This is a genomic window from Devosia crocina (assembly GCF_900116545.1).
Lineage (GTDB): Bacteria > Pseudomonadota > Alphaproteobacteria > Rhizobiales > Devosiaceae > Devosia > Devosia crocina.
Genome location: NZ_FPCK01000001.1, coordinates 936239 through 962452, shown reverse-complemented (window position 1 = coordinate 962452; position 26214 = coordinate 936239). Strand labels below are relative to the sequence as shown.

At 61.7% G+C, this 26214-nt stretch carries 30 protein-coding genes; 18 read left to right on the top strand and 12 right to left on the bottom strand.

The genetic code is table 11. The features are described 5' to 3' along the window. Positions 1 to 393 carry a hypothetical protein gene (locus BM364_RS04480; protein WP_139232482.1) on the top strand — a complete coding sequence of 131 codons (393 nt, stop codon included), beginning with the start codon at positions 1 to 3 and terminating at the stop codon, positions 391 to 393. Positions 394 to 399: 6 nt separating this feature from the next. On the opposite strand, the gene BM364_RS04475 is transcribed toward BM364_RS04480, so the two are convergent. Beyond that, complete coding sequence (locus BM364_RS04475; protein ID WP_092421417.1) at positions 400 to 960, bottom strand: DUF308 domain-containing protein; 561 nt, start codon at positions 958 to 960, stop codon at positions 400 to 402. A 173-nt stretch (positions 961 to 1133) separates the two neighbouring features. On the opposite strand from BM364_RS04475, the gene BM364_RS04470 reads away from it, so the two are divergent. Both BM364_RS04470 and BM364_RS04465 read left to right on the top strand, forming a co-directional pair. Continuing rightward, on the top strand, positions 1134 to 2318 hold the full coding sequence (locus BM364_RS04470) for an MFS transporter (protein ID WP_092421414.1): 1185 nt from the start codon (positions 1134 to 1136) through the stop codon (positions 2316 to 2318). Positions 2319 to 2420: 102 nt separating this feature from the next. Then, on the top strand, positions 2421 to 3569 hold the full coding sequence (locus tag BM364_RS04465; protein ID WP_175528459.1) for a GGDEF domain-containing protein: 1149 nt from the start codon (positions 2421 to 2423) through the stop codon (positions 3567 to 3569). Between the two features lie 58 nt (positions 3570 to 3627). Here the strand turns inward: BM364_RS04465 and BM364_RS04460 are convergent, their stop codons facing one another. Next, the gene (locus tag BM364_RS04460; protein WP_244542765.1) at positions 3628 to 4110 is read right to left on the bottom strand and encodes a GatB/YqeY domain-containing protein; all 483 of its coding nucleotides are present in this window, start codon (positions 4108 to 4110) and stop codon (positions 3628 to 3630) included. 163 nt (positions 4111 to 4273) lie between these two features. On the opposite strand from BM364_RS04460, the gene carA reads away from it, so the two are divergent. Genes carA through BM364_RS04445 form a run of 3 tightly spaced genes read left to right on the top strand, consistent with a single transcriptional unit; the run spans position 4274 to position 6519 of the window. Beyond that, entirely contained in the window at positions 4274 to 5479 is a 1206-nt protein-coding gene (carA, locus tag BM364_RS04455) for a glutamine-hydrolyzing carbamoyl-phosphate synthase small subunit (protein WP_092421408.1), read from the top strand. A gap of 27 nt (positions 5480 to 5506) precedes the next feature. Beyond that, positions 5507 to 6205 (top strand): AzlC family ABC transporter permease, encoded by a 699-nt coding sequence (locus tag BM364_RS04450; RefSeq protein WP_092421405.1) that lies wholly within the window; start codon positions 5507 to 5509, stop codon positions 6203 to 6205. Continuing rightward, on the top strand, positions 6202 to 6519 hold the full coding sequence (locus BM364_RS04445) for an AzlD family protein (RefSeq protein WP_425284876.1): 318 nt from the start codon (positions 6202 to 6204) through the stop codon (positions 6517 to 6519). Before BM364_RS04450 ends, BM364_RS04445 begins: the two co-directional genes overlap by 4 nt. Here BM364_RS04445 and BM364_RS04440 read toward each other — a convergent pair. After that, positions 6516 to 7022, bottom strand: a complete 507-nt coding sequence (locus BM364_RS04440; protein ID WP_092421399.1) for a cupin domain-containing protein — start codon at positions 7020 to 7022, stop codon at positions 6516 to 6518. The genes BM364_RS04445 and BM364_RS04440 overlap by 4 nt on opposite strands. 9 nt (positions 7023 to 7031) lie before the next feature. Then, positions 7032 to 7952, bottom strand: a complete 921-nt coding sequence (gene ypfJ / locus BM364_RS04435) for a KPN_02809 family neutral zinc metallopeptidase (RefSeq protein WP_092421396.1) — start codon at positions 7950 to 7952, stop codon at positions 7032 to 7034. Between the two features lie 267 nt (positions 7953 to 8219). Between ypfJ and BM364_RS04430 the strand changes: the two genes are divergently transcribed. Together BM364_RS04430 and BM364_RS04425 are read left to right on the top strand one after the other, a co-directional pair. Then, positions 8220 to 10196 carry a bifunctional 2',3'-cyclic-nucleotide 2'-phosphodiesterase/3'-nucleotidase gene (locus BM364_RS04430; RefSeq protein ID WP_092421393.1) on the top strand — a complete coding sequence of 659 codons (1977 nt, stop codon included), beginning with the start codon at positions 8220 to 8222 and terminating at the stop codon, positions 10194 to 10196. A gap of 104 nt (positions 10197 to 10300) precedes the next feature. Further along, positions 10301 to 11296 carry a ribonuclease T2 family protein gene (locus BM364_RS04425; RefSeq protein ID WP_092421390.1) on the top strand — a complete coding sequence of 332 codons (996 nt, stop codon included), beginning with the start codon at positions 10301 to 10303 and terminating at the stop codon, positions 11294 to 11296. Positions 11297 to 11328: 32 nt separating this feature from the next. Here the strand turns inward: BM364_RS04425 and BM364_RS04420 are convergent, their stop codons facing one another. Next, positions 11329 to 11772 carry a MarR family winged helix-turn-helix transcriptional regulator gene (locus BM364_RS04420; RefSeq protein ID WP_092421387.1) on the bottom strand — a complete coding sequence of 148 codons (444 nt, stop codon included), beginning with the start codon at positions 11770 to 11772 and terminating at the stop codon, positions 11329 to 11331. A gap of 105 nt (positions 11773 to 11877) precedes the next feature. Here BM364_RS04420 and BM364_RS04415 point away from each other — a divergent pair, with 105 nt between their 5' ends. Further along, positions 11878 to 12318, top strand: a complete 441-nt coding sequence (locus BM364_RS04415) for an organic hydroperoxide resistance protein (RefSeq protein ID WP_092421384.1) — start codon at positions 11878 to 11880, stop codon at positions 12316 to 12318. An 89-nt stretch (positions 12319 to 12407) separates the two neighbouring features. Further along, positions 12408 to 12875, top strand: a complete 468-nt coding sequence (locus tag BM364_RS04410; RefSeq protein WP_092421381.1) for a GNAT family N-acetyltransferase — start codon at positions 12408 to 12410, stop codon at positions 12873 to 12875. Between the two features lie 9 nt (positions 12876 to 12884). Here BM364_RS04410 and BM364_RS04405 read toward each other — a convergent pair whose 3' ends face one another. The 3 genes from BM364_RS04405 to motA all read right to left on the bottom strand — a co-directional run bounded on the left by BM364_RS04405 (position 12885) and on the right by motA (position 14968). Next, a complete protein-coding gene (locus BM364_RS04405) occupies positions 12885 to 13058 on the bottom strand; it encodes a DUF1328 family protein (RefSeq protein ID WP_092423865.1) in 174 nt (57 codons plus the stop codon). Positions 13059 to 13123: 65 nt separating this feature from the next. Further along, positions 13124 to 14065 (bottom strand): flagellar motor protein MotB, encoded by a 942-nt coding sequence (locus BM364_RS04400; RefSeq protein ID WP_244542764.1) that lies wholly within the window; start codon positions 14063 to 14065, stop codon positions 13124 to 13126. A gap of 39 nt (positions 14066 to 14104) precedes the next feature. After that, positions 14105 to 14968 (bottom strand): flagellar motor stator protein MotA, encoded by an 864-nt coding sequence (gene motA / locus BM364_RS04395; protein ID WP_092421376.1) that lies wholly within the window; start codon positions 14966 to 14968, stop codon positions 14105 to 14107. A 185-nt stretch (positions 14969 to 15153) separates the two neighbouring features. On the opposite strand from motA, the gene BM364_RS04390 reads away from it, so the two are divergent. The 3 genes from BM364_RS04390 (at position 15154) to BM364_RS04380 (ending at position 17295) form a co-directional block, all read left to right on the top strand. Continuing rightward, positions 15154 to 15585 (top strand): hypothetical protein, encoded by a 432-nt coding sequence (locus tag BM364_RS04390; RefSeq protein WP_139232481.1) that lies wholly within the window; start codon positions 15154 to 15156, stop codon positions 15583 to 15585. 135 nt (positions 15586 to 15720) lie between these two features. Then, positions 15721 to 16824: a THUMP domain-containing class I SAM-dependent RNA methyltransferase gene (locus BM364_RS04385; RefSeq protein WP_092421370.1), complete on the top strand. Its 1104-nt coding sequence runs from the start codon at positions 15721 to 15723 to the stop codon at positions 16822 to 16824. 102 nt (positions 16825 to 16926) lie between these two features. Beyond that, entirely contained in the window at positions 16927 to 17295 is a 369-nt protein-coding gene (locus BM364_RS04380; protein ID WP_092421367.1) for a DNA-binding transcriptional response regulator, read from the top strand. Positions 17296 to 17338: 43 nt separating this feature from the next. On the opposite strand, the gene BM364_RS18355 is transcribed toward BM364_RS04380, so the two are convergent. Next, positions 17339 to 17476 carry a hypothetical protein gene (locus BM364_RS18355; protein ID WP_175528458.1) on the bottom strand — a complete coding sequence of 46 codons (138 nt, stop codon included), beginning with the start codon at positions 17474 to 17476 and terminating at the stop codon, positions 17339 to 17341. A 233-nt stretch (positions 17477 to 17709) separates the two neighbouring features. Between BM364_RS18355 and BM364_RS18150 the strand changes: the two genes are divergently transcribed. The 4 genes from BM364_RS18150 (at position 17710) to catB (ending at position 22734) form a co-directional block, all read left to right on the top strand. Then, the gene (locus BM364_RS18150) at positions 17710 to 17934 is read left to right on the top strand and encodes a hypothetical protein (RefSeq protein WP_139232479.1); all 225 of its coding nucleotides are present in this window, start codon (positions 17710 to 17712) and stop codon (positions 17932 to 17934) included. Continuing rightward, positions 17934 to 18242, top strand: coding sequence for a hypothetical protein (locus BM364_RS04375; protein ID WP_092421364.1), 309 nt, complete (start codon positions 17934 to 17936; stop codon positions 18240 to 18242). The genes BM364_RS18150 and BM364_RS04375 overlap by 1 nt, the downstream gene beginning before the upstream one ends. Positions 18243 to 18458: 216 nt before the next feature. After that, entirely contained in the window at positions 18459 to 21770 is a 3312-nt protein-coding gene (carB, locus tag BM364_RS04370) for a carbamoyl-phosphate synthase large subunit (RefSeq protein ID WP_092421361.1), read from the top strand. Between the two features lie 340 nt (positions 21771 to 22110). After that, the gene (gene catB, locus BM364_RS04365) at positions 22111 to 22734 is read left to right on the top strand and encodes a type B chloramphenicol O-acetyltransferase (protein WP_092421358.1); all 624 of its coding nucleotides are present in this window, start codon (positions 22111 to 22113) and stop codon (positions 22732 to 22734) included. Position 22735: 1 nt separating this feature from the next. On the opposite strand, the gene BM364_RS04360 is transcribed toward catB, so the two are convergent. The 3 genes from BM364_RS04360 to BM364_RS04350 all read right to left on the bottom strand — a co-directional run bounded on the left by BM364_RS04360 (position 22736) and on the right by BM364_RS04350 (position 25470). After that, a complete protein-coding gene (locus BM364_RS04360; protein ID WP_139232478.1) occupies positions 22736 to 23335 on the bottom strand; it encodes a hypothetical protein in 600 nt (199 codons plus the stop codon). An 89-nt stretch (positions 23336 to 23424) separates the two neighbouring features. Then, positions 23425 to 24441, bottom strand: coding sequence for a low-specificity L-threonine aldolase (gene ltaE, locus BM364_RS04355; RefSeq protein WP_092421352.1), 1017 nt, complete (start codon positions 24439 to 24441; stop codon positions 23425 to 23427). Positions 24442 to 24492: 51 nt separating this feature from the next. After that, positions 24493 to 25470 carry a class I SAM-dependent methyltransferase gene (locus BM364_RS04350; RefSeq protein ID WP_244542763.1) on the bottom strand — a complete coding sequence of 326 codons (978 nt, stop codon included), beginning with the start codon at positions 25468 to 25470 and terminating at the stop codon, positions 24493 to 24495. Positions 25471 to 25969: 499 nt separating this feature from the next. On the opposite strand from BM364_RS04350, the gene BM364_RS04340 reads away from it, so the two are divergent. After that, the gene (locus BM364_RS04340; RefSeq protein ID WP_092421346.1) at positions 25970 to 26179 is read left to right on the top strand and encodes a cold-shock protein; all 210 of its coding nucleotides are present in this window, start codon (positions 25970 to 25972) and stop codon (positions 26177 to 26179) included. Positions 26180 to 26214 lie beyond the last annotated feature (35 nt).

The window sequence follows — 26214 nt, the reverse complement described above, 5'->3', positions numbered from 1 at the left end:
ATGGCTCCTCGTTCCAAGATGCCACCGCTCGTGCTTATCGGCCTCACGCTCGGCCCGGCGCTGGTGATCGGCGCCACGCTCTGGATCGTGGCCGATCTTGTGCCCACCTGCACCGTTGAAGAGCAGGAACGCCTGACATCTCCGGACGGCCGCTTCGACCTCGTCATTTTCTCGCGCGAGTGTGGGCAAACCGAGGCCAATACCCAGGCAGCATTGGTGCCGGCGGCTGAAGAGATCCCCTTCGACGCCGCCAGCTTCTATTCAGTTGCGGCCAGTGCCGCTCTGGAGCCCGCCTGGATCGATGCCCATGCCATCGCCCTGACGGCCCCAACGGGAACAGCCCCCCTGCGAGCCGACGACACTGTCGCGGGCGTCAGCGTCAGATATCGCTAGATCCGCCTACCCTCTGCTCGATTGGTAGAGCCGCCAGGCCCAGCCGAAAAGCCCCAGAGAAAACATCACGAGCAAGAAACCACCAAGGATCATGCCCACTGTCGCCGTCAACAGCGGAAACAGCAGGAACACCAGTCCCAGAAGCACATAGGCGATGCCGGACAGCACCACCGGCCAGATGCGGGCATAGCTTTCCCGCTCCCGAACCACCACGACGATCTGCATCACACCCACAAACAGCGCAGCGAGCCCGACAACGGTGCCGAGAAACGTCGCTGTAAAGATCGTTGCGATCAGCGGCTGGATGAAAAACAGCACGCCCAGAAGCAGCGACAGCGCATTGCCGATGATATCGAACCAGTAATTGCCGCTCTTGCCGCCGCCGAAGGTAAGGCTCCACAGGCCCAGCGCGCCGTCGATGATCAGCAGGACGCCGCCGAACAGGATCAGCACCGTTAAAGCATCTGCCGGAAAAAGGATCGCGTAGATCCCGGCAATCAGCATCAGCACCCCGCGCAAGGCGGTCGCGAAGGCGAAGCGACGTTTGGTTGTCTGCGAAATAGCCATGGAATATCCCCTGATTGCCCGCGATAAGCTTAAACTGGGATTGTCTTGCCACCAAACGATTGCCGCTCCATTGCAGATTTTCTAAAGCGGGCCAGGCAAAATATGGATTGTGCCGCCTTGCCTGCCATGGAAAGAGACGCGCTCAATTGGAGCCGCCACGGGCGGTCGAAACGATGTCCCTGCCCCTGATCGCTCTTTTCCTTGCGGCCTTCGCCTTTGGCACCGCAGAATTCGTCATCGCCGGCATTCTGCCCGATGTCGCGAGGGGACTGGGTGTGACGATCCCTGTCGCCGGATACCTGATCTCCTTCTATGCCATTGGCATCGCCATCGGTGGACCGCTGCTCGCCGTTGCCACCAAGAAGCTGACCCGCAAGGTCCTGATCCTGCTTTTGGGCAGTGTTTTTGTCGTCGGACAGGTTCTGTGCGCCATTGCCCCGACATTTGAGCTGCTGATGCTGGCCCGCATTCTCGTTTCGGTGGTCCATGGCGCCTATTTCGGCATTGCCGCCATCGTCGCGGTCAGCATCGTTGCGCCAGAAAAGCGCGGCTTTGCGGTAGCGCTGATCCTTTCGGGGCTGACCGTTTCCAACATTCTCGGGGTCCCCGGCGGCACAGCTATCGGCAATGCCTTCGATTGGCGCGCAACTTTTTGGGCCGTGGGCGCCATTGGCTTGGTGGCGACGCTGGCTGTCGCATTTTTCCTGCCGCGCAATGTGGCAAGCGCCACGACCTCGGGCAGCTTCATGCGCGAGTTCAGGGTGCTCGGCCGCCCCCCGATCATTACCTGCCTCGCCATCACCGTTCTGGTGATGATCGGCCAATATAGCCTTTTCACCTATGTCGCCCCGCTCCTGACCGAGGTGACCGGGCTTGATGAAGGTCTGGTGCCATGGCTCTTGCTGCTTTATGGCGTCGGCTCGACGGTCGGCGTCTTCATCGGCGGGCGCCTCGCCGATTGGCGGCTCATGCCATCGCTGATCACCATTCTCGCGCTTCAGGCGGTGATGTTCACCGCCATGTATTTTGTCAGCCCCTATCCGATGCTGATGGCCGTCACCACCATCATCTGGGGTGGCGTCAACTTCGCCTTCGGGTCGCCTGTCCAGTCCCGCGTCCTTGCCTGGGCAGCCGATGCGCCCAATCTGGTTTCAGCGCTCATCCCCACTGGCTTCAATGTCGGCATCGCCATCGGCGCCATCCTGGGTGCGGCTTTGATCGATGCCGGCTTTGGCTATGGCGTACTGCCACTGATCGGGGCGGCATGCTCGGCTCTATCGGCAGCAATTGCTTTGCTGTCGGCCATTTGGGATCGGCGCACCGGCGCCACCCCGCCTATTCCTGCTCCGGCGGAATAGGGTTATCAAAAGTGTGATTATCGACTGGTATAATTGCGCATGCGCCTTTAGGGAGCATTGTGAGTTTGGCCGCTAATAATGGCCGTAGCGGTCGGAGTTCTTATGGTCATCGACAATGCGACACTGTTGATCGGCATCGCGTTCTCAAGCGCATCGCTCCTTTTCGCCCTGCTCATCGGCTGGTTGAACGCACGCTCCGAGACCTACCTCGTCCTTGGCGCCATGGGCATGGCGTTTATCGTCACGGCGGTGATGATCATGGGCTTGCGGGCCGGTCACTATGGCCTCGCCCAGCATCTGGTTCCCTATACGCTGATCCTGATCGGCTTCAGCTTCGTCTTTGCCGGCGTGCGCAAGTTCCGGAGCCCTCTCGCCAGCGTGCGACCGCCCATCGTTCTCGGCACGATCATGGTGATTGCCAATGCGGTACCGTTTCTGCTCGGCTATACCGGCATCGGCCTTATTCTGCTGAACACCTTCTCGGCGATCCTGCTCACTCTTTGCGCCGTCGAACATTGGCGTAGCAAGGGCCATGCGCGTGTGGCCCTCAATGCCAACGCCATCATATACTGCGTCACCGCATTCTCGTTTCTCGCCTGCGCGCTAGTAATTATCTACGAAGGCGAATTGGTCGTCACCGCGCCGCCCGAAAACTGGGCTGAGGATTTCAACTCCATCATGTCCCTTGTGGGCCTGACCGGCATCGGGGCCCTGACGCTGACGCTGCACCACGCGCGCGCCGCCGATCGCCACCGTACCGAGGCGAACACCGATTCGCTCACCGGCACGCTTAACCGTCGGGCCCTTTTCGAACTCTTCGGCAATGCCTCCCCTGCTCCGCGCACGGCCGTGCTGATGTTCGATCTTGATCATTTTAAGCAGGTCAATGATCGCTTCGGCCATGCCGGCGGCGATCGCGCGTTGCAGCAATTTGCCCAGATCTTGCGCGCCGAGCTACGCCGCGGGGACATCGCAGCCCGCCTCGGCGGCGAGGAGTTCTGCGCTGTTCTGCCCGCCATCGACCAGGAAAGCGCCAAGCTGATCGCCGAACGCATCCGTGCCGCCTATGCCGCGCTCGGCATGCTGCTCGATGATGAGGGGCTCTCCGCGACCGTCAGCATCGGCCTTGCCATAACTGGTCCCGAGGAAGATTTTTCGGCCCTCCTCAGCCGCGCCGATGCCGCGCTTTATCTCGCCAAGAACGGCGGCCGCAACCAGGTTCGCCTTGCCGCCCTGCGGCTGGTCGCCTGATCCACAAGCTACCCGCGCCGCAGCGCAGTCCCCGGGAGACTGCGCCGCCCACCATAGATCAGCCTTTCGCCGCCAGCGCGTTACGCACCTGACCGCTCACCTTGCCGAAATCGATTCGGCCGGGATAGTTGGCTTTCAGCAAGCCGATCACCTTGCCCATGTCCTTGGGTTCAGCCGCACCGCTCGACACGATGGCAGCCTCGATCGCAGCGGCGACTTCATCATCGCTCAGCGGCTTGGGCAGGAACTCGTTGAGAATGTCGATCTCTTCCTTTTCGACCGTCGCAAGGTCCGCCCGGCCCGCCTGGGCATAGATGGCAAAGCTTTCCTCGCGCTGCTTCACCATCTTCTGGATCATCGCCAAAATCTCGTCATTGGTAGCAGGACCCTTGCCGTCGCCACGATTGGCAATGTCCCGATCCCCGATCGCCGCGTTGATGGCGCGCAGGGTGCCCGTCCGCCGCTGGTCGCGGGCCTTCAATGCCGTCTTGAGGCCTTCGCTGATCGTTTCGCGCATCTTGGTGTGCTCCTTGCCATGCATTTTGTTGTCCCCATATAGGCGTGAAACAGGAAGCGCGCTACTTGCGCTATCGGGCTTGGCCTTCTAAGAGGAGGCCTCAACCGACAGCTTCCGCAGCGCTCCCGCACCGGCTCCGGCCGGATCCTTGGCGCGCGAATGTGTGAAACAAGCATGGAGACCCACCGTGACCGGCTGGCAGCAATCCCCCGCGACCGCAGTTCTTATTCTCGCTGACGGCACGCGCCTCGAGGGCCAAGGCATCGGTGCAGTCGGCCACGCCGCCGGTGAAGTCTGCTTCAACACTGCCATGACCGGCTACCAGGAAGTCCTCACCGACCCCTCCTATGCCGGCCAGATCATCACCTTCACCTTCCCCCACATCGGCAATGTCGGCACCAATGATGAAGACATCGAAACGGTCAACATGGCCGCACTCTCCGGTGTCCGTGGCGTCGTGCTCAAGGCCGATATCACCAATCCGTCCAACTACCGCGCCGCCGAAAAGCTCGATGCCTGGCTCAAGAAACGCAACATCATCGGCATCGCTGGCATCGACACGCGTGCCCTGACTGCGCGCATCCGCGAGCACGGCATGCCCAATGGCGTCATCGCTCACGAGCCGACCGGCCAGTTCGATGAAGGCTCGATGAAGGCCGAGCTCGGTGCCTTCCCCGGTCTTGAAGGTCTCGACCTCGCCAAGGAAGTCACCACCGCCCAGACCTACCACTGGGATCAGACCGGCTGGCAGTGGGACAAGGGCTATGGCACGCTCGACAACCCCGAATTCCATGTGGTTGCCATCGATTACGGCGCCAAGCGCAATATCCTGCGTTGCCTCGCCGATCAGGGTGCCAAGGTCACCGTCGTGCCCGCCACGGCCACGGCGGCTGACGTTCTTGCGCACAATCCTGACGCCGTCTTCCTTTCGAACGGCCCCGGCGATCCGGCCGAGACTGGCAAATATGCCGTCCCGACCATCCAGAAACTGATGGAAACCGGCAAGCCCATGTTCGGCATCTGCCTCGGCCACCAGCTCCTGGGCCTAGCCCTTGGCGGCAAGACCAGCAAGATGCATCAGGGCCATCACGGCGCCAATCACCCCGTCAAGGACCTGACGACCGGCAAGGTCGAGATCACCTCGATGAACCATGGTTTCGCGGTCGATGCGGACACCCTGCCCGCCGGCGTCACTCAGACCCACATTTCGCTCTTCGACAATTCCAATGCTGGTCTCGCTGTCGACGGCAAACCGATCTTCTCGGTGCAGTATCACCCTGAAGCCAGTCCCGGCCCGCAGGACAGCCACTACCTGTTCACGCGCTTCATCAATCTGGTGCGCAAGGAAAAGGGCCTGCCCGAACGCGCCGAGTTCGAGGCGCCTGCCGCCTGATCAGCACGGCAAGCAGGGGGACGGGATATGAGCCGCGGCGAAATGGCCGAGGGGCTGCGGGGCGGCATGATCGTGGCGCTCTCGACGGCTCCGTTTGCAGTCCTTTTTGGAGCTCTGGCCGTCGATAACGGCATCAGCGTTGCCGAGGCGACGCTGATGAGCACCACCATCTATGCCGGCGCGAGCCAACTCGTCGGCATCGAGCTCTTTGGCAATCACGTTGCCCCGTGGCTGATTGTCCTTTCGATCTTCGCGGTCAATTTTCGGCACCTGCTTTATTCGGCTGCCGTCACCCGCTTCATCCCGCACTTCACCCTCGGCCAGAAGCTCGTCGCCTTTTTTCTCCTCATCGATCCCCAATTTGCCGAAACGGCGCGACGGGCTGAAGCCGGCAAGACCATCACCTTTGCCTGGTACGTTGCCTTCGCTCTCGCCATCTACATTCCCTGGATCATCTTCAGCACACTCGGTGCCGCCTTCGGCTCGCTGATTGGCGACCCTCAGGTCTGGGCCATCGACGTGCTGCTGCCGGTCTACTTCCTTGGCATCACGATAGGCTTCCGGCGCAAGCCCGGCTTCTATCCCGTCGCCATCGCCGCCTTTGTCGCGTCCATCGCGGCCTATGTGCTCGTGGGCTCGCCCTGGCATGTCAGCATCGGCGCGGCTTTCGGCGTCCTCGTCGGCGCGCTTCTGCCGTTGCCAGCTCCTGCCGAGGCAAGCCACTGATGGACCTCTCGCTCGAACCCACCATCGTCTGGATCGTTCTTGCCGCGGCCGTTGCGACCTTTGCCACCCGCATCGGCGGCTATGTCTTGATCGCGCGCTTCCGCGCCATCCCTCCGCGCGTCGAGGCAGCACTGAACGCTGTGCCTGCGGCGGTGCTGACCACGCTCTTCGCGCCGGCCTTCTTCACGGGAGGCCTCGAAATTAAGCTCGCAATGATCGCCGGCCTCTTGGTCAGCCTGCGCTATCCTGGCCTGATCGCCATCGTCGCCGGATGGGCCACGGCGATGATTGCCCGGCACGTTTTCGGTCTTTAGCGCCAGCGCTCGACCACGGGGCCGCCCTGCCCTCCGACCGGATCGGTCTTCGGCAGCGGCACGCGCGCAATCCGCTCGTCTGCCTCCGGCCTCTCGCCCTCCCGGCCATAAAGCATGTCGGCCTCGCCGCCGGGCGGATAGGCGCCTACCACAAGAAAATCCTCCGTAGAACCGACGTTCTTGTGGCCCGTTCCCGCTGGCAGTACTACCACATCGCCTGCTTCGAGACTGAACACCCGCCCTTCCGGTCCGCCCAGGTGCAGCTGCGCAGAGCCCGCCACCACGCCGAGGCATTCGTGGGTGGTGGAGTGGTAGTGATGATAATCGTAAACGCCGTAGCGCCAGGCGCTCGGCCAGCCATTCGCATCGAAAAGCGCTTCCATTCTCTCGGGCGTCGGCTCGGCCAGCGCACCCTTGTAGATCACGACCGGCAAGGCACTGTTGGGGATGTCGCCGTCGCGTGAAAAGTGTTCGAGTTTGATGTTTGAAAGATTGCCCAGCATCGCTGCCTCCTAGACGCTGCCTGAGAAGGTGTCGCAGTCGCTCGGATTGCCCGAGCGATAGCCCCGCTCGAACCAGGATTCGCGTTGCGCCGAAGTGCCGTGGTTGAAGGTCTTGGGCACCGCGAAACCCTGCATCCGCTTCTGGAGCGTATCGTCGCCGATCTGGCTGGCGGCATTGAGGGCTTCGTCAATATCCCCGCTCTCGAGCAGGTTCTGCTGGCCTGCATAATTGGCCCAGACCCCCGCATAGCAATCCGCCTGCAGCTCAACGCGCACAGAATAAGCATTCGCCTCGGTCTGGCTCATGGCCTGCCTGCGCCTGTTGAAGTCCGGCAGCACACCGGTCAGGTTCTGAATATGATGCCCCACTTCATGAGCCAGGACATAGGCCTGCGCGAAGTCTCCGGGAGCGCCGAACTCACGGTGCAACTGATCGTAGAAGCTGAGGTCGATATAGACCTTGGAGTCAGCGGGGCAGTAGAACGGCCCGACGCTCGAATCTGCAACGCCGCATCCCGAATTGGTCTGGCCGGTAAACAGCACCACCTGCGGCTCTGGATAGTCTTCACCCGAGGCGGCAAACACCTGTGTCCAGAGGTCCTCGGTTTCCTTGACCACCACGCCCACGAAATCGGCAAGCTCGTCCTCGCCTTCTGCCGGAAGTTGCCGGAATGTGGTGCTGGAGGGTGCGAACCCGGTAGAGGAGCCGCCGGACAGCATGTCGAGCGGGTTCTGGCCCGAAACCAGCCAGAGAATGCCCAGGACCACGACGATCCCGAGCACCCCGCCGATGCCGCCGCGCGATCCGCCGCCCATGGGAATCCGCATTCCGCCACCCCGGCCGAGCATGGGCCCGCCAAAGCCGCCCGTCCGCCCCGCCCCGCGGCGATCCTCGATATTGCTGCTGCGCTGCCGACCACGCCACTTCATGACGGTCCCCTCATCTACCCACAATCAGACCAATAAGGCGCCATGGTTCAAACAGGTTGCATAAGGCTGCACGCGGCCACACGACTGTCATAAATTGACCAGCCGGTAAAATTTCCCTAGCCTCGTTTGGCTGCCGTCATGCGATCGTCACCGAACCTCGTCATGAGCAGGCCGCTCCCCGCAGAGGGAGCGCCCGGAGCCGGACCAGCCGGCCATCGGGGCACACTCACCCCAGGCTCTCGTGGCATTGTTCAGTGGAGATGATCGATGAACTTTCTTCCCAGCATTTCTCGACGCAGTTTTCTGGCCGGCTCAGCCAGCATAGGGGCCATGGCCGTACTTCACCCATTCGCCGTTCAGGCACAGGCCAATCAGGCCCATCTGCGCATCCTGGAAACAACTGACCTGCACGTCGCCGTCTTTGCCTATGACTATTTTGCGGACGCGCCGAACGACACCATGGGTCTGGCCCGCACCGCATCGATCATTGAATCGATCCGCGCCGAAGCCGGCAATTCCATGCTGGTCGACAATGGCGACATCATCCAGGGCAACCCCATGGGCGACTATATCGCCTATGAAAAGGGCCTCGATGGCAACGTCCATCCCGTGATAGCCGCCATGAACACGCTTGGCTACGATGCAGCGACCTTGGGTAATCACGAGTTCAACTATGGTCTCGAATATCTCGATAAGGCCATTGAGGGTGCAAATTTCCCCTTCGTTTCCGCCAATGTGGTCCGGGGCGAGCTGGCGGCCGATCCGCTCGGCGACGACACCTACATCCAGCCCTATCTGATCGTTGAGAAAGAACTGACCGACGGCGCCGGCAGCAACAAGACCATCAAGGTCGGCATCATCGGCTTTGTTCCGCCCCAGATCATGACCTGGGACGCCGCCCATCTGGCAGGCAAGACCAATGCCCGCGATATCGTGGAGACCGCAGAGGCCTATGTGCCCAGGATGCGCGAAGAAGGGGCCGACATCATCATCGCCCTTTGCCACTCCGGCATCGCGGCCGACCAGACCACCGGGGCTGAAAACATGGCGCTGCAGCTTGCCGCCGTCGAAGGGATCGATGCCCTGCTCCTCGGCCACCAGCACCTCGTTTTCCCCGGCCCGAACTTCGAAGGCATCGAAGGCGTCGACGCGGTCGCAGGCACGCTCAACGGCAAGCCTGCCGTCATGCCGGGCTTCTGGGGCAGCCACATGGGGCTTCTGGATCTTCTGCTTGAGCAGGACGCCGATGGTAAGTGGACCGTCGTGTCCCACACCGCCGAAGCCCGCCCGATTTCCGAGCGGGTCGATGGTCAGGTCAACGCCCTTGTGGAAGACGAGCCCGAAGTGCTCGCCGCGGCGCAGGAAGACCATACCGAAACGCTCGAATATGTGCGTCGCGCCGTGGGCGAAACCTCGGCCCCGCTTTATTCCTACTTCGCCCTTGTTGCCGATGATCCCTCGGTTCAGATCGTAAGCCAGGCCCAGACCTGGTATATCGAACAGATGATGCGCGGCACCGAGTGGGAAAGCCTGCCCATCCTTTCGGCGGCAGCCCCCTTCAAGGCTGGTGGTCGCGGCGGCCCGGACTACTACACCGACGTTCCCGTGGGTCCGATCGCCATCAAGAACGTGGCCGATCTCTACCTGTATCCGAATACGATCCAGGCAGTGAAGATCACCGGTGCCGACGTCAAGAACTGGCTCGAGCGCTCGGCGGGCATGTTCAATCAGGTCGAGGCAGGCGCAACCGATGCCGAACTGATCAATCCCGAGTTCCCCTCGTACAACTTCGACGTGATCGATGGGGTGACCTACAAGGTCGACCTGACTCAACCCTCGAAATATTCGAGCGATGGCAAGGAAGAGATCAATCCCGACGCCAACCGCATCATCGAACTGATGTATGACGGTGCCCCGATCGATCCGGCGCAGGAGTTTATCGTCGCAACCAACAATTACCGCGCCAGCGGCGGTGGTTCGTTCCCCGGCATCACGGCAGACAAGATCGTCTTTGTCGGCCCCGATACCAATCGCGACATCATCATCCGCTTCATCGTCGAAAACGGCACCATCTCGCCGACGGCGGACGCGAACTGGTCGCTCGCCGAGATCGGCGACACCACCGTGCTCTTCACCACCGGCCCCAAGGGCGCCGATTACGTCGATGACGTCGAGGGTGTCAGCATCGAAGCAACAGGCGAAACCAATGAAGAAGGTTTCGGCGTCTATCGCATCACGCTGTGATTTGATCTGATCGCACAACACATCTCACCACCCGGCATGTCCGGGTGGTGCATCGGGGGTGCACTGGAGTGCCCCATTCAGTCTGGCGATGACGGGATAAAACTATGGCAGAGCGCAACTGGCTTCGGCGGGTCATCCCCCTTTTCGCCCTGTTCCTCCCGGTTATCCCAGCCCAGGCCGAAGTGCCTCTCGATGGCACGTTTACCGCCGCGAGGGCCTGCCCCGCCCTCCAGTCGATCAACCGGCAGACCAATCCTGGCGGGATCACCATAACGCCCGGCGCCACCTACGCTCTGGTCGCCGCCAACAAAGCGAATCCCACCCACTACCGCATCGTCATCCCTAATGCCGAACCTGACCGCCGCTGGGTCGAGGTCGCATGTGGCACCCTCCCGGCCGATGCCCGGGGGACAACAGCGGAAGTGCCCACCCCTCGTCCCACCTCCAGCGCTCGATATGTTCTCGCGGTCAACTGGCAGCCCGCCTTTTGTGAACTCAGCCCGCGCAAACCCGAATGCCGCAACCAGGGCGCGAACAGTTTCGAAGCCACCAACTTCACCCTTCACGGCCTTTGGCCCCAGCCGCGCAGCAATGAATATTGCGATGTCGTCTTAGCGGATCGCATGGCGAGCGAAGACGGCCGCTGGCGCGACATCGCGCCGCTCGACCTGCCGCTCGCCCTCCGTCGCGAACTCGATCGCGTCATGCCCGGTAGCCAGTCTGGGCTTGATCGTCACGAGTGGATCAAGCACGGCACCTGCTACGGCACGGACGCCCGCACCTACTATCGGGATTTACTCGATCTCATGACCGCCCTCAACACCTCGCCGGTCGCCGATCTCTTCGCGGGCAATATCGGCAGGCGCATCACCCTGCGGCAAATCCGCTCCGCCTTCGATGATGCCTTCGGCTCTGGCGCCGGAGCGCGCGTGCGCGTCACCTGTGCCGAGGATGGTAACCGCACCATCATCACCGAACTCACCATCAGTCTTGCAGGCGAGGTCGACGGCTCCGCATCGCTCCCGCGCCTCATCGCCGCCGCGCCTCCTACCGATGGCGGCTGCGATGCCGGCGAGATCGACGCGGTCGGAACCCGATAGTCCCCCCAAAAAAGACTGAAGTCGGTTGAACTCTATTCGCCGGCCCCGTTCAGCCGCTCCCGCAACGCCACCAATTCGAGCCGCATTGCCTCGGACGCTTCCAGCGACTGACCCGTGCCTTCAATCACCGCCAGCGGGATCGCCAGCGCTCGTTCTTGGAGCGCCCTACCCGCTTCGGTGAGCTGAATGCGCACCTGACGCTCATCCTTCTGGTCCCGCTGCCGCTGCACCAGCCCACGGGCCTCAAGGCGCTTGACCAGAGGTGTGATCGTGCCGCTGTCGAGGAACAATCTCTCCCCCAGGGCTTTTACCGTGATGTCGTCCTTCTCCCACAAAACGAGAAAGGCGAGATATTGCGGATAGGTCAGATCCAGCGCTTCGAGCCGCGGCTTGTAGAAACGGGTAAAGGCATGCCCCGCTGAATAAACGGCGAAGCACAGCATCTGGTCGATCGTGGGCATAGGCGTTTCGGTCATGATCTTACCTCTCGCGATCACATTGCCACAAAACCCTATTGCACACAATTAAATTGTGCACTATCTATTAGGGGTCAACGCCCCCTTCCCCTTCAGGAGTTTTCCATGTCCTCGATCAAGGCTGCAGTTTACACCGCCCATGCCCACACCACTGGTGGCCGCACCGGCACCAGCAAGACCGACGACGGCCGCCTGTCCGTCACCCTCGACACCCCGGCAGCAATGGGCGGCAATGACGGCGCCGGCACCAATCCCGAGCAGTTGTTTGCCGCAGGCTATTCCGCTTGCTTCCTTGGCGCGCTCAAGGCGGTGGCACGCAGCGAGAAGGTCAAGATTCCCGATGAAGCCACGATCGATGCCGCCGTGTCCTTTGGCGAAAACGCCAACGAAGGCGGCAAGGGCTTCAACATCGCCGTTGAACTCAAGGTCACCATTCCCGGTTTCGAGCGTGACCAGGCCGAAGCTCTGGTTCACAAGGCTCACGAAGTCTGCCCCTATTCCAACGCCACCCGTGGCAATGTCGACGTGAAGCTTTCTGTCGCCTGATCACTCCAGGCCGCGCCCCTAAGGCGCGGCCTCGCCCTCCAAAAGGTCCCGTGCTAGTCCGCGGCCATTTGAACCCGCTGAGGTTACTCATGCCCGAACTAGCCTTCCGCGATGCTCGGCCAGACGACATCGCCACTATCCTCATGCTCAACCATGCGGGCGACGCCCGCGGTGCGGACACGCCGCCGCTCGATCCGGCAACACTTTCCGACCCAAGATATCGCGTCGCCTTCGACGCCATCGCGACTGACCCCAACAACCGCCTGATCGTTGCCGAGCGTCATGGCGAGGTTGTCGGCACGCTGCAGATCAGCGCCGTGCCCGGCCTGCCGCGCTTCGGCATGAAGCGAGCGATCCTGGAAAACGTTTATATCCGCGCCGATCAGCGCGGCACTGGCCTCGGCACCGAAATGGTTCGGTGGGCCATCGAAGAGGCCCGGTCCATGGGCTGCGGCATAGTCCAGCTCACATCAAATAAAGTGCGGCTCGATGCGCATCGCTTCTACGAGAAGCTTGGGTTCCGGAAGTCGCACGAGGGGTTCAAGCTGTTCCTCTAGTGCCGTGCGCTAGAAGATGATCGTGAGCCCCATGAAGGCCAGCACAAGGATGATGCCGATCCCGATCAGCATCACCACGAAAACGATCTTGGCAAGGTTCGCCGCCCCTGCAGCAATCCCGGTGAAACCCATCGCGCCAGCCACGAGGGCAACCACGACCAGTATAAGAAGAAGCTGCAGCATGGTGCCGTCCACATCCCAGATTGCGTGGACAGCAACGCGTGGATTGAACGAGCGTTCCGGCCCGCCTAGGGGCGCAAACCCATTGGCACGGGGGGCGCTGTCCGCAAGACCGTAATACGCACCCGCTCATTGGCGGCCATATAGGGGTCGTTGGTGAAAAAGGGTTCGTCCGTCGCCCTTCCATTGACCGATTTGATCCGGTCATCGGTCAGACCGAATTCACCAAGGGTCGAGCGCACCACATTGGCCCGGTCCGAGGAAAGCTCCCAGGCGCCATAGCGCGGGTTTTCATAGCGGCCGCCGGCTGCGGTATGACCGGAAATCACCATTTGCGAATTGAGCTGCTGCAGATAGGGCGCCATCGCGGCGATGGCGGCACGCGTCGGCTCCAGCGGATATTTCGAACCCTCCGGGAACATGCGACGTCCCTGCTGGTCGACAATCTGGATATCGAGCCCTTCCTCGGTCTCCTCGACCAGGAGATTGTCCATAAACGGCGTCAGCTCCGGCATCGATTGCCAGGCCTGGCGAATGCTGGCTGCCGCAGAGTGAAACTCCTGGGAATCCACGGCCTTGAGATTGAATTCTGAATCGCTGCTGGCCTCGAGCTCGCTGCCATTTTCACGCGCTTCACCACCGACCGACAGCTCGGCCTCGCCGGAGGTAGCTTCGGCAGGCGATGCTGGTTCACGCGCTGTGATGTCGGACGCAGAGCCCGACATGCTCGCGCCGGCATTGTCCATGGCCTGCCCGCCCATCACCCCGCCAGCTCCGCTCGAAGACAGGCTTACCGAAGGCGGAGAAAAGTAGTCGGCCAGACCCTGCTTCTGCTCGGCCGTGGTCATGTTGATCAGCCACATGAGCAGGAAGAACGCCATCATCGCCGTCACGAAGTCGGCATAGGCGATCTTCCACGCCCCGCCATGGTGACCATGGCCACCCTTCTTGACCTTCTTAATGATGATCGGCTGTTCGTAATTGGCCATAAGATGTCTCTGGATAGGCATGGCCCGGACCTTCGGCCCGGGCGGAAAGCAAAGTCTGGATCAGGTGGCGGCGGGAAGAGCTGCGGTTGCTTCTTCGACCTCGTTGAAGGTCGGGCGCACATCGCTCATCAGGGCCTTGCGGGCGAACTCGACAGCCATGACCGGCGGCTGGCCGCTGATATGGGCCAGAAGCCCCACCTTCATGGACAGGAAATACTTGGACTCGGCCTCGAAGATGCCGCGCAGCGACTGCGCCATGGGCCCGAAGAAACCATAGGCGACGAACACGCCGAAAAACGTACCCACGAGTGCGCCGCCGATCAGGTGGCCGAGCACTTCGGGCGGCTCGGTGATGGCGCCCATGGTCTTAATCACGCCGAGCACGGCGGCCACGATCCCGAGAGCCGGCGTTCCGTCCGCCAGCGCCTGCATGGCACCGACGAGCTGCTCCTGCTCCTGATGGTGAGTTTCGAGCTCCTCGTCCATCAACGCTTCCATTTCATGGGCGTTATTCGTGCCCATGGTCACCATGCGCAGATAATCGCACATAAACTCCACCGCATGGTGGTTCTTGGCAAAGGTGGGGAAGCGGTTGAACAGCTCGGATTCGTGCGGGTTCTCGATATGCGGCTCGATGGCGAGGACACCCTTGGCTTGGATCAGCTTGTAGAGGCTGAACTGCAGGCCCAGCAGCTCCACATAGGCGGCCTTGTTGTACTTCGGTCCCTTGAACAGCGTACCGAAGATGCCGACGGTGGACTTCAGCACCCGCCCGCTATTGCCGATCACATAGGCGCCGATCGCGGCGCCCAGAATGATCACGAATTCCCATGGCTGCCAGAGCACTTCGACATGCCCGCCCATCGCCGCGTAGCCGCCGAGAACGCAGGCGAACACGAACACAATACCGATAATCAGACGCATGAAACCCGACCTGAACGCAATACTACAAAGATGCGGGGGAGCAGAGCGAGCCTGTCTTCTCCGGCAGTGCCATAATGCGGACACAGGCTTAACGGCGGGTATATTTTGCTGCCTGTCTTGCACTTGCGGCGAATTGGATCAGTATCGCGTCCGCCGTTTCCATGCGGCTTCCAGAGGATCACACCATGCTGCGCACCCTCGCATCTGCACTGCTCACGCTCGCTCTTCTCGTGCCCGCCAGCGCCAGCGAAGAAGAAGTCTACATTTCCATCGAAAATATTCACGGCGATGCCGATGGCTTCTTCGATGTTTTTTCTGGCGTTCAGGATGCAGCGATGTTCAATCCGATCGATATCGCCGGCTATGGACTTTATCCGATGACGATCAACGCCAATGGCGAAGTCTACGATATCTTGGAAGAACAGGACCTCATCGACAATTTCGACACCCTCGTCTATCCCGAAACCATCGACGCAATCCTTGGTCAGGATGTCGACGATCTCATCGTAACTTCCGAAGGCGTCGGGCTTGCCAATGGCGCCCTCTGGATCACCAATATCTGTCTCGACGACGCCTGCAGCGAAACCCAATGGGGCGTATTCTCGATCAACAACTGACCGCGCCGAAAGACACCCCGCACCGTCATTGCCGGGCTCGTCCCGGCAATCCATCCCGCCCGCACAACCCATGCAGTGACGCCAAGGCAAGCTCACCCCATTGCTCCAATCGCCGCTCCTCGCTACTGCTGCGCGATGACCGCCACCTTTCCCATCTTTCTCGTTTCCACCCCCGGCCTTGAAGCCCCGCTCTGCGCCGAAGCGCTCGAACAGGGCTTTGCCGGCGCAACCGTTGTCGATGGTGGCGTGAGCTTCTCCGGCACTTGGAACGACGTCTGGCTCGCCAATCTCACTTTGCGTGGCGCAACCCGCGTCCTTGCCCGCATCGGCGAGTTTCGCGCCATGCATCTCGCCCAGCTCGATAAGCGCTCCCGCAAGATCCCTTGGGGAGATTATCTCGACCCGAGAATCCCGTTGCGGGTCGAGGCCAGTTGCAAGCGCTCGCGCATCTATCATGCCGGGGCCGCCGCTCAGCGCGTCGCCACTGCCATCAGCGAGGAACTCCGCGCGCCGATAGCCGAAGATGCCGACCTGCGCGTCATGGTCCGCATCGAGGATGACCTCGTCACCCTCAGCCTCGATACCACCGGCGCCTCGCTCCACAAACGCGGTTTCAAGGAAGCGGTGAACAAGGCACCCATGCGCGAGACCATGGCCGCCATGTTCCTGCGCCAATGCGGATTCGACGGGTCGTTCCCCGTTCTCGACCCCATGTGCGGCTCGGGCACTTTCGTCCTCGAAGCTGCCGAGATTGCACGTGGTTTCAAACCGGGCCGGGAGCGCGACTTCGCCTTCCAAACCCTGCCCTCTTTCGATCCTCAAGCTTGGCAGGCAATGCGCGCCGCCCCGACACCACAAACGACGACCCGAACCTTCCATGGATCAGATCGCGATGCCGGCGCCATCCGCATGGCCCGCGAAAACGCCGAACGGGCGGGTGTCGCTGACATCACGGCTTTCGAGCAGACGCCCATCGAGGCCCTTGAGCCGCCCCCCGGCCCGCCTGGCCTTGTCATCCTCAACCCGCCCTATGGCACGCGCATCGGTGACAAGGCCCCACTCGTCACCTTGCACCGAACGCTCGGCAAAGTGCTCAAGACCCGCTTCAGCGGTTGGCAGGTGGGCATCATCACCGCCGACAAGAGCCTTGCACAGGCAACCGGCCTTAAATTCGAAGCGCCGCTCCCCCCGGTCCTTCATGGGGGCATCCGGGTCGGCCTCTACCGCGCCAGGCTCTGAAATTTTAAATCAAATGGTAACCATGTTGGCAGCCATGCGCTCGCAACATGCAACGATCGATCTTTTCCCGCGCTTGTTTGGCATATGCCATGGGGAAGACCGATGAATACTATTCACAGAGTTCTCGTCGTCGAAGACAACCCGATCCTGCTTCTTGATCTGTGCGACCAGTTGATCGAGTTCGGGTATGATCCAGTCCCAACCTCAAGCGCGGCAAGCGCCGCCCGCCTCCTTGATCAGTCCATTTCCGCGCTCGTGACCGATATCGAGCTCGGTGTCGGCCCCGATGGTCTGGCGCTGGCGCGATTGGCCGCCCGCGCCCTGCCCGGCCTGCCCATTGTCGTGGTCTCCGGCGGTGTCTATCCAAAGCCCTCCGACCTCGCGCCGAACGCCGTCTTCGTGCCCAAGCCCTATAGCGTTGCCCACATCGCCGCCGCTCTCGAGCGAAACGCCCATGTCGAGGCCGCCTGAAAATTAAAGCCCCGGTCTTGGCCGGGGCTTTTTGATGATACCGTCAGGATGGAGGCGGCGCAGCCGGTGTCGCTGGCGTCGTCGTGTCCGCTGGCGGATTGGCTGGCGGAGCATCGCCTCCACAGGCCGCCAGAGCCAGTGCAGTGACGACCGCAAAAGCGGCAACTCGTAGATTTTTCATTTCAACCTCATTGTCAGGGCGCGGACAGCCCAACGCTGGTCCGGCGCAGAAATGCAAACAGTCGAAGATCGCACAAGCAATCACAGCGATGTGAGCCACCAATATGGGCAACTGTTTGACTGCGGCGAGGCGGTTTGAGGGCAATCGGGCCGGGCGTTTTCCGATGTCTTCCGGGCCGCCACCAGCCGAACACAATCCCCCGGCTACAAGGAGCCAATCTTGCCGGAAGTACCATGCGCCCTATCGTTTTGATCCTTGCCACTCTTTTAATCGCCACACCCGCTGCAGCGACAACCTCTATGGTCGAAGCGCAGCTTTGCCGGTCCCAGCTGAGTTTGCTTGTGTCCGGCAACAAGCTGACTGAAGAGGAGATCGAACGCTTCGAAAGCCAGTGTGCATGTCTCGAGCAATCCGGCGAAAGCGCAGGACAGTGCTCCGATTTCCTTGGTGACCTCTGATGAAGCGTCTCATCCCGCTATTGCTTTTGCTGGTCGTTCCGCCTGCATTCGCCGAAGAGCAATCTGCCTGGCAGCAGCAAAAATGCGCTCTTTATGCCGACGCGTGGAGCCGCGCGCTCGAGACTGTCGGGCCGGATGACATCAACTACAACTTTCTTGCCAGCAACGAGAATTTCATAGCTTCGGGCTGCATGGAAAGCGCCGGTATTTGCCCGCGATCCAACCGGGAACGCGATATCGCTGATCTTCTGACCATGGTGCTGATGAACGAGGGAGCCGCCAGCACTTTTGCCCCATTCCGTTGTTGATTGGAGTGAACGATCCCTGCCAAAGCGGGAACAAGCATAACCCGCCCCTTCCCATCTGCCGACTCTTCGGTTAGACAGCCCACCTAACCGCCATGTCCGGTCTTCCCTCCCGTGCCGCAGCGCTCAGTTGCCGTGCGGGTTTCGCGCGGATAGGTGTGTCCGGGCGAGTCCCCTCTCCTCGCCCGCTGCCAAAATTGCTAGAACAGAGCGAGCGCCATGCCAAAACGTACCGACATCAAATCGATCCTGATCATCGGCGCGGGACCCATCATCATCGGGCAGGCTTGCGAATTCGACTATTCCGGCACCCAGGCGTGCAAGGCGCTCAAGGAAGAGGGCTACCGGATCATTCTGGTAAACTCCAATCCGGCAACGATCATGACCGATCCGGATCTCGCCGACGCCACCTATATGGAGCCTATCACCCCCGAAGTCGTCGCCAAGATCATCGAAAAAGAACGCCCCGACGCGCTCCTCCCCACCATGGGCGGCCAGACCGCGCTCAACTGCGCCCTGTCGCTGCGCAAGATGGGCGTCCTTGACAAGTTCAACGTCGAGATGATCGGCGCCACCGCCGAAGCCATCGATAAGGCCGAAGACCGCGAGCTCTTCCGCGACGCCATGAAGAAGATCGGCCTCGACACTCCGCGCTCCATGCTGGCCCACAACACCATTGAGGCGCTGCAGGCGCTCGAGGTCATCGGCCTCCCCTGCATCATCCGCCCCTCCTTTACTCTGGGCGGCACGGGCGGCGGCATCGCCTACAACCGCGAAGAATATCTCAACATCTGCGAATCCGGCATCGATGCCTCGCCGACCAATGAAGTCCTCGTCGAAGAATCCGTTCTCGGCTGGAAGGAATACGAGATGGAGGTTGTCCGCGATAAAAAGGACAACTGCATCATCGTCTGCTCGATCGAGAACATCGATCCCATGGGCGTCCATACCGGCGACTCGATCACCGTTGCCCCGGCCCTGACGCTCACCGACAAGGAATACCAGATCATGCGCGACGCCTCGCTGGCGGTGCTGCGCGAGATCGGCGTCGAAACTGGCGGCTCCAACGTCCAGTTCGGCATCAACCCGGCTGACGGGCGCATGGTCGTCATCGAGATGAACCCGCGCGTCTCGCGCTCCTCGGCGCTCGCCTCCAAGGCCACCGGCTTCCCGATCGCCAAGGTCGCCGCGCGCCTTGCCGTCGGCTACACGCTCGATGAACTCGAAAACGACATCACCGGCGGCGCTACCCCCGCGAGCTTTGAACCCACGATCGACTACGTGGTGACAAAAATCCCGCGTTTCGCCTTCGAAAAATTCCCCGGCGCCGACAACCGTCTGACCACCGCCATGAAGTCGGTCGGCGAAGCCATGGCCATCGGCCGCACCTTCCAGGAATCGCTGCAAAAGGCTCTCCGCAGCCTCGAAACGGGCCTCACTGGCCTCAACGAGATCGGCATTCCGGGCCTCGGCGAAGGCGAAGACAAGAACGCCATCAAGGCAGCGCTCGGCACACCTACGCCCAGCCGCCTTCTTCATGTCGCCGAAGCCATGCGGCTTGGCGTCTCCAACGAAGACATCTTCGAAGCCTGCAAGATCGACCCTTGGTTCCTCGAGCAGATGCGCGGCATCGTCGACACCGAAGCCAAGGTCAAGGAATTCGGCCTGCCCAAGGACGCGGCCAACCTGCGCAAGCTCAAGTCCATGGGCTTCTCCGACGCCCGTCTCGCCCAGCTGGCCAATGTAAAAACTTCGGACGTGCGCAAGCTGCGCCACAGCCTCGAAGTGCGCCCCGCCTATAAGCGCATCGACACCTCCGCGGCCGAATTCGCGTCACCGACCGCTTACATGTATTCGACCTACGAGGCCCCCTTCGCTGGCGCCGTCGACGACGAAGCGCGTCCCTCCGATCGCAAGAAAGTCGTCATCCTCGGCGGCGGTCCCAACCGCATCGGCCAGGGCATCGAGTTCGACTATTGCTGCTGCCATGCGGCCTTCGCGCTGGCCGATGCCGGCTACGAAACCATCATGGTCAATTGCAATCCGGAGACTGTGTCGACCGATTACGACACCTCCGATCGCCTCTATTTCGAGCCGCTGACCGAAGAAGACGTCATCGAAATCCTGCTTACGGAAAAGCAGAACGGCACGCTTCACGGCGTCATCGTCCAGTTCGGCGGCCAGACCCCGCTGAACTTGGCCGAAGCCGTCGCCAAGGCCGGCGTGCCGATCCTCGGCACCCAGCCTGAGGCCATCGACCTCGCCGAAGACCGCGACCTGTTCATGAAGCTGCTCAACCGTCTCGAGTTGACTCAACCCAAGAACGGCATCGCCTACAGCCTTGAACAATCACGCCTTGTTGCCGAGCGGCTGGGCTATCCGCTGGTTATCCGCCCGTCCTATGTTCTGGGCGGCCGCGCCATGGCCATCGTTCATTCGGCCAAGGAATTCGAGACCTATATCCAGGACACCCTGACCGGCCTCGTCCCGCCCGACATCCTCCAGCGCTACCCCAACGACAAGACCGGCCAGATCAATTCGGTTCTTTCCGACAATCCGCTTCTCTTCGACGCCTACCTCTCGGGCGCCATCGAAATCGACGTCGACGCCCTTTGCGACGGCAAGGACGTTTTTGTCGCCGGCATCATGGAACACATCGAGGAAGCCGGCATCCACTCGGGCGATAGCGCCTGCTCCCTGCCCCCGCGCTCGCTGCCGCCTGAAGTCATCGAGGAACTCAAGCGCCAGACCCGCGAGCTCGCCTTCGCCCTCAAGGTCGGCGGCCTGATGAACGTCCAATACGCCTACAAGGACGGCACCATCTACCTCATCGAGGTCAATCCGCGCGCCTCGCGCACCGTGCCTTTCGTTGCCAAGGTGATCGGCCAACCCATCGCCAAGATCGCCTCGCGCGTCATGGCCGGTGAAACGCTGGCGAGCTTCAACCTCGTCGAGAAGAAGCTCAAGCATGTCGCCGTCAAGGAAGCCGTCTTCCCGTTCAACCGCTTTCCCGGCGTCGACACGGTTCTGGGGCCCGAGATGAAGTCGACCGGCGAAGTCATCGGTCTCGATAGCGATTTTGCCGTCGCCTTCGCCAAGTCCCAGATGGGCGCCGGCCAGAAGGTCCCGACATCGGGCAAGGCCTTCATCTCGGTGCGCGATGACGACAAGCAGTACATCGTCGAGATGGCCCGCCACCTCGTCGAAGCCGGTTTCGAAATTCTCGCGACCGGCGGCACCCAGCGCTACCTCGTCGACAACAACGTCCCCGCGACCAAGATCAACAAGGTCCTCGAAGGCCGTCCGCACATCGTCGATTCCATGAAGAATGGCGGCGTGCAGCTGGTGATCAACACCACCGATGGGCTCAAGTCGGTCAGCGACAGCCGCGACATCCGCCGCACCGCGCTCCTCGCGAAAATCCCCTACTACACGACCATCGACGGCGCCCTGGCCGCCGTCGAAGGCATCGTCGCCCTCAAACAAGGCGGCCTCCAGGTCCGCGCCCTGCAGGAATACTTCGCGGACTGACACAATCCCTGCACCTCCCCCTTCTGAAGGGGGAGGACGGTCCCATTTGGGAAAGCTGATGCTCGTGAGCCGCCATACCTCTCCCTCTGGGGGAGAAGTGGCTCGGCAAAGCCGAGTCGGTGAGGGGGCGGACCTGCCAAATGCGAGTGCCCCCACTGCCACCCTACTCGACATCCCCACCCGTCTGCGCTACCAAAAGCGCACCATGAAGCGCACAGACCGAACCAGCGCCATCGCGTTCCCCCGCGCCTGACCCGCGCAAGGAACGCCGCCTCTACCGGCCACAGCGCCGGCGCCTTGTCGCGCGCGCTGTTTGTTCAGTTCTCTTCATGGATCAATCATGTCCAACTATTTCGAAAGCCCGTTCCTGGGCATCCCGCTCGATCGCCAGATCACCAATCCCAATATCGTCGTGGGCCGCTATAGCTACTATTCCGGCTATTATCACGGCCACAGCTTCGATGATTGCGCCCGCTATCTCATGCGCGAGCCGGGCGTCGATCGCTTGATCATCGGCGCCTTCTGCTCGATCGGCTCCGGTGCCGCCTTCATCATGGCCGGCAATCAGGGCCATCGGAATGACTGGGTCTCGACTTTTCCCTTCGCCTTCGTCCCCGACGCGCCCGAGTTCGCCACCGGCAACAATGCCTTCCAGCCCGCTGGCGACACGGTCACCGGCAACGATGTATGGATCGGCTCCGAGGCCATCGTCATGCCCGGCGTGAAAATCGGTCATGGCGCCGTGCTCGGCACCCGCGCCCTGGTCACCCGGGACGTAGAGCCCTACACCATCGTCGGCGGCAACCCAGCCAAGCCAATCCGCAAGCGATTTGCCGAACACGACATTGCGCTGCTGCTTGAAATGAACTGGTGGGACTGGCCGGTCGAACGCCTGAGCCTTGCCATGCCGCTCCTGACCTCGGCCGATATCAAGGGGCTTCACGCCTTCTGGCGCGCGGGCTAGCTCAAGCGCAGGGCAGCGTCTCCGTCTGGCTCGACAGCATCCCATCGCTGACAAAGACGACGCTGGCTTCGATGCTGAGCTGGCCGGCACCGGCCTCGCAGCTGTCGATATAGACATCAGGAAGCGTCTGGGTCACCTCAGGCGTTTCGCCCACGCTGACCACTGCAAGCCCGATGGTCTGCGTCCCCATATTGTAAAAGCCCATTTCGAGGATGACTTCGTCGATCCCGTCTCCATCGAGGTCCCGTGCGGTCACGGCGCGGGAATACGCAGAATCCTCGGGAAGCGCCCAATCGGCAATTTGGGCGTCACCGGCAAAAATCACCAGTCGCTGCGCGACATCGGGAAACGGATCGATTTGCGATGGCACCTCGGTGCTGACGAGATAGGCGATTTCCTCGGCCCCCGCCTCGGTGAACGCTCCGCTGACCTCCCCAAGCACCACGACATCGCCGCCGATCCGCTCGCCGACCGGCTCCCATTGCGCAATATCGGCCATGTCGAGCACCGAACTGTCCCGATAGTCCAACACGACATCATCCTGGGCCAGAGCCGGCGCCACCATCGCGCCAAGACCCATCAAAATCGCGATTGCCCGCATTGCCGATCCTCCTCTGCGGTCCATGATCTGAGCATCGAGCGGTAAAAACGCGTCAACACCATGGCCTTCGCAACGATTAGCTGTCCAGTTCAAGCAAAGTGCTGATCCACCAACGTCAATGCAGTGTCCACAGCCTCATCGCTGATGTCGAGATGCGTCACCCAGCGCTGGCTGCCATAGCGCCCCATGACGCCGATGCCGTTCTCTTCGAGCAACCGATCGAACCCCTCGGCCGCCTCCTGAGCCACGGTCACCCAGATAATGTTGGTGTCGGGTACGCTCACCGTCAACGCCTCATGCCGCGCGAGGCCCTCGGCCAACCGCCGCGCCCGGCGATGATCATCGGCAAGGCGCGCAACATGATGATCGAGGGCATAAAGCCCCGCTGCTGCCAAGAGGCCCGCCTGCCGCATGCCGCCGCCCAGCATCTTGCGATGCCGTCGCGCCGTGTCGATCAGATCCTGCCGCCCGATGAGCACCGAACCAACTGGCGCCCCCAGCCCCTTGGAAAGGCAGATCGACACGGTATCGAAGGGCTCGACGAACGTGCTGATATCCATTCCCAGAGCGATCGTCGCATTAAAGGCCCGCGCCCCGTCAAGATGCAGCCCCAGCCCATGTCGTGCGGCAATCTCGGCCACGGCGGTCATGTAGCTAACCGGCAGCACCCGTCCACCGAACGTGTTTTCGAGCGCGATCACCCGCGTCCGCGCATAGTGGCTGTCGTCGGGCTTGATCGCCGCTTCGATTTCTTCGAGCGCCATGGTCCCATCGGCAAGATGCGCGATCGGTTGCGGCTGGATCGAACCGAGCACCGCCGCGCCACCCGCCTCGTTGAGGTAAAGATGCGCCTTCTGCCCGGCAATGAACTCGTCGCCCCGCCCGCAATGGCTCATCAGTCCAAGCAGGTTCGACATGGTCCCCGACGGCACGAATAGCGCCGCGTCCTTGCCAAGGAGGCCAGCCATGCGCTGCTCAAGCCGGTTGACGGTGGGATCATCGCCGAACACGTCGTCGCCCACATCGGCAGCAGCCATAGCAGCCCGCATGCCCTCGGTTGGCCGGGTCACGGTGTCGGAGCGAAAATCGTAGCGGATCGCATCCATCAAAAGGGCCTCCAGTCAGAAGGCCCTTGTGCCAAGTGTCAGGCGCTTTGGCTAGGCCGCGACATTGCCGCCTTCGGCTCCGTCATTTGCCGCCGACAGCTCCACCGGTGGCTTGCGCGCGACGACGAGTATTCCGGTGATCGGCGCGCCCCGATCGAAACGCAGCACGGCCGTTTCGAAGCACATGATGTCGAGCCCTGCCACCACCAGCGCATCGCGCGCTGCCGCGACCCCATGGGCGTATCGCAGGCTGGGCCGCAGAAAGAGCGCTTCCTCGCCGTCATGCGCTTCGAGCGAAAACGCCACGAGCCCACCGGGCTTGAGCGCCGGCACCAGCGCCGCAAGCACCGGCTGCAGGTCGCCGCAATAGATAAACACATCGGCCGCCGTCACCAGGTCAGCTTCGGCGCGCCGCGTATTGAGCGCTGCCACCAGCTCGGCCTTCTGCAGGCTGTCATAAATCCCCTTGCGCGCCGTCTCCGCGATCATGGCCGCAGAGATATCGACGCCTTCGAGAAAGTCGACGCGACCGCGCAACTTTTCCCCCATCAGTCCCGTGCCGCATCCAAGATCGACCGCCTTGGCGAAGCGCTCGATCCCGACCGTGGCGGCACATTGAGCGACCCTGGCATCGAGCATTTCGGGCACGCGATAGCCGAGCTTGCCCACCAGCGCATTCTCGAATTGCGGTGCATATTGGTCGAACAGCGCTTCGACATAGCTCACCGCTGTGCCCTCGCCGGCCGCCCCGGCATTGTGCGCTGCCAGCTTCAGCCGCGCGCCGAAAGTGCCGTTGTCGTCAAGCGCTTCGAGCCGCCGCCAGGCAGCAATGGCAGAGGCCACATTGCCGCTTTTCTCGTGGAAGCTGCCGAGGCGATCCCACCCCGCCGCCCAGTCGGGCACGATTTCGAGGGCCTGCTCCATGAGTTCGGCCGCAGCGGCATGGTCACCGCCTTCGGCCAGCATGCGGGCATAATCCGCGCGCCGGTCGGCGATCACGTCGCCGGATGAGTAAAACGCCTTGGTCAAGACGAGAAGCTTTCGAGAAAACCACTCTCCTTCGGAGCGGCGCGCGGGATTTGCCGGAAATCGCTGGGCTTGGCAAGACAAATGAAGTGCAGAACTTTGTGAGGCAGGAGCTTTGCGGGTTTTGCTGCCCGTCCTGCTGCGTTACAGTGCCATCATCTTTGTGGAGCAGACTGCTTCATGGATTGGGGCCCGCAGGATTCGCTCCGCCTGCCCCTTCGTTCCGCCCGCCCAGGGTTTGGAACACTGCAAGCGTGACCCTGTCGCCCACTCGGCTGGAATGGAAATTCCGCCGGGCGCTTTGTCGTGCAAAATCGCCATATTGAAGAACGGTGGTTTTCACGCTAGGGTGATCAAATCGAATATTGCGGCAGACTGAACTATAGACGCGAAGCTATTCGCCGTTGCTGACGTCCACTTCCGTTATTTCGATACGTCTTGGACCTGGATCGGGTGCATCGATCGGGGTCTAATAGCACTGACTGCACGAGGGAACGCGCACATGGCAACGGGCACCGTTAAGTGGTTCAATGGCCAAAAAGGTTACGGATTCATCCAGCCGGACGAGGGTGGGGCCGATGTTTTCGTCCACATTTCCGCTGTCCAGCGCTCGGGCCTCAATGGCCTGGATGAAGGTCAAAAGGTGACCTACGAGATCGTCAAGGACAAGCGGACGGGCAAGTCCGCCGCTGACAATCTCACCGCCAGCTGAACCACATCGATTGAGTGGTCGGGCGCGTTTCCCTT

Coding starts and splice junctions, on each gene's coding strand:
- BM364_RS04425 (WP_092421390.1), top strand. CDS start 10,301: ATGGCAGAGCGCAACTGGCTTCGGCGGGTCATCCCCCTTTTCGCCCTG.
- BM364_RS04405 (WP_092423865.1), bottom strand. CDS start 13,058: ATGCTGCAGCTTCTTCTTATACTGGTCGTGGTTGCCCTCGTGGCTGGC.
- BM364_RS04450 (WP_092421405.1), top strand. CDS start 5,507: ATGAGCCGCGGCGAAATGGCCGAGGGGCTGCGGGGCGGCATGATCGTG.
- BM364_RS04475 (WP_092421417.1), bottom strand. CDS start 960: ATGGCTATTTCGCAGACAACCAAACGTCGCTTCGCCTTCGCGACCGCC.
- BM364_RS04470 (WP_092421414.1), top strand. CDS start 1,134: ATGTCCCTGCCCCTGATCGCTCTTTTCCTTGCGGCCTTCGCCTTTGGC.
- BM364_RS04385 (WP_092421370.1), top strand. CDS start 15,721: ATGACCGCCACCTTTCCCATCTTTCTCGTTTCCACCCCCGGCCTTGAA.
- BM364_RS04465 (WP_175528459.1), top strand. CDS start 2,421: ATGGTCATCGACAATGCGACACTGTTGATCGGCATCGCGTTCTCAAGC.
- catB (WP_092421358.1), top strand. CDS start 22,111: ATGTCCAACTATTTCGAAAGCCCGTTCCTGGGCATCCCGCTCGATCGC.
- ypfJ (WP_092421396.1), bottom strand. CDS start 7,952: ATGAAGTGGCGTGGTCGGCAGCGCAGCAGCAATATCGAGGATCGCCGC.
- BM364_RS18150 (WP_139232479.1), top strand. CDS start 17,710: ATGCGCCCTATCGTTTTGATCCTTGCCACTCTTTTAATCGCCACACCC.
- BM364_RS04340 (WP_092421346.1), top strand. CDS start 25,970: ATGGCAACGGGCACCGTTAAGTGGTTCAATGGCCAAAAAGGTTACGGA.
- BM364_RS04460 (WP_244542765.1), bottom strand. CDS start 4,110: ATGCATGGCAAGGAGCACACCAAGATGCGCGAAACGATCAGCGAAGGC.
- ltaE (WP_092421352.1), bottom strand. CDS start 24,441: ATGGATGCGATCCGCTACGATTTTCGCTCCGACACCGTGACCCGGCCA.
- BM364_RS04400 (WP_244542764.1), bottom strand. CDS start 14,065: ATGCCTATCCAGAGACATCTTATGGCCAATTACGAACAGCCGATCATC.
- BM364_RS04375 (WP_092421364.1), top strand. CDS start 17,934: ATGAAGCGTCTCATCCCGCTATTGCTTTTGCTGGTCGTTCCGCCTGCA.
- motA (WP_092421376.1), bottom strand. CDS start 14,968: ATGCGTCTGATTATCGGTATTGTGTTCGTGTTCGCCTGCGTTCTCGGC.
- BM364_RS04480 (WP_139232482.1), top strand. CDS start 1: ATGGCTCCTCGTTCCAAGATGCCACCGCTCGTGCTTATCGGCCTCACG.
- BM364_RS04420 (WP_092421387.1), bottom strand. CDS start 11,772: ATGACCGAAACGCCTATGCCCACGATCGACCAGATGCTGTGCTTCGCC.
- BM364_RS04440 (WP_092421399.1), bottom strand. CDS start 7,022: ATGCTGGGCAATCTTTCAAACATCAAACTCGAACACTTTTCACGCGAC.
- BM364_RS04380 (WP_092421367.1), top strand. CDS start 16,927: ATGAATACTATTCACAGAGTTCTCGTCGTCGAAGACAACCCGATCCTG.
- BM364_RS04390 (WP_139232481.1), top strand. CDS start 15,154: ATGCTGCGCACCCTCGCATCTGCACTGCTCACGCTCGCTCTTCTCGTG.
- BM364_RS04410 (WP_092421381.1), top strand. CDS start 12,408: ATGCCCGAACTAGCCTTCCGCGATGCTCGGCCAGACGACATCGCCACT.
- BM364_RS04360 (WP_139232478.1), bottom strand. CDS start 23,335: ATGCGGGCAATCGCGATTTTGATGGGTCTTGGCGCGATGGTGGCGCCG.
- BM364_RS04415 (WP_092421384.1), top strand. CDS start 11,878: ATGTCCTCGATCAAGGCTGCAGTTTACACCGCCCATGCCCACACCACT.
- carB (WP_092421361.1), top strand. CDS start 18,459: ATGCCAAAACGTACCGACATCAAATCGATCCTGATCATCGGCGCGGGA.
- BM364_RS18355 (WP_175528458.1), bottom strand. CDS start 17,476: ATGAAAAATCTACGAGTTGCCGCTTTTGCGGTCGTCACTGCACTGGCT.
- BM364_RS04430 (WP_092421393.1), top strand. CDS start 8,220: ATGAACTTTCTTCCCAGCATTTCTCGACGCAGTTTTCTGGCCGGCTCA.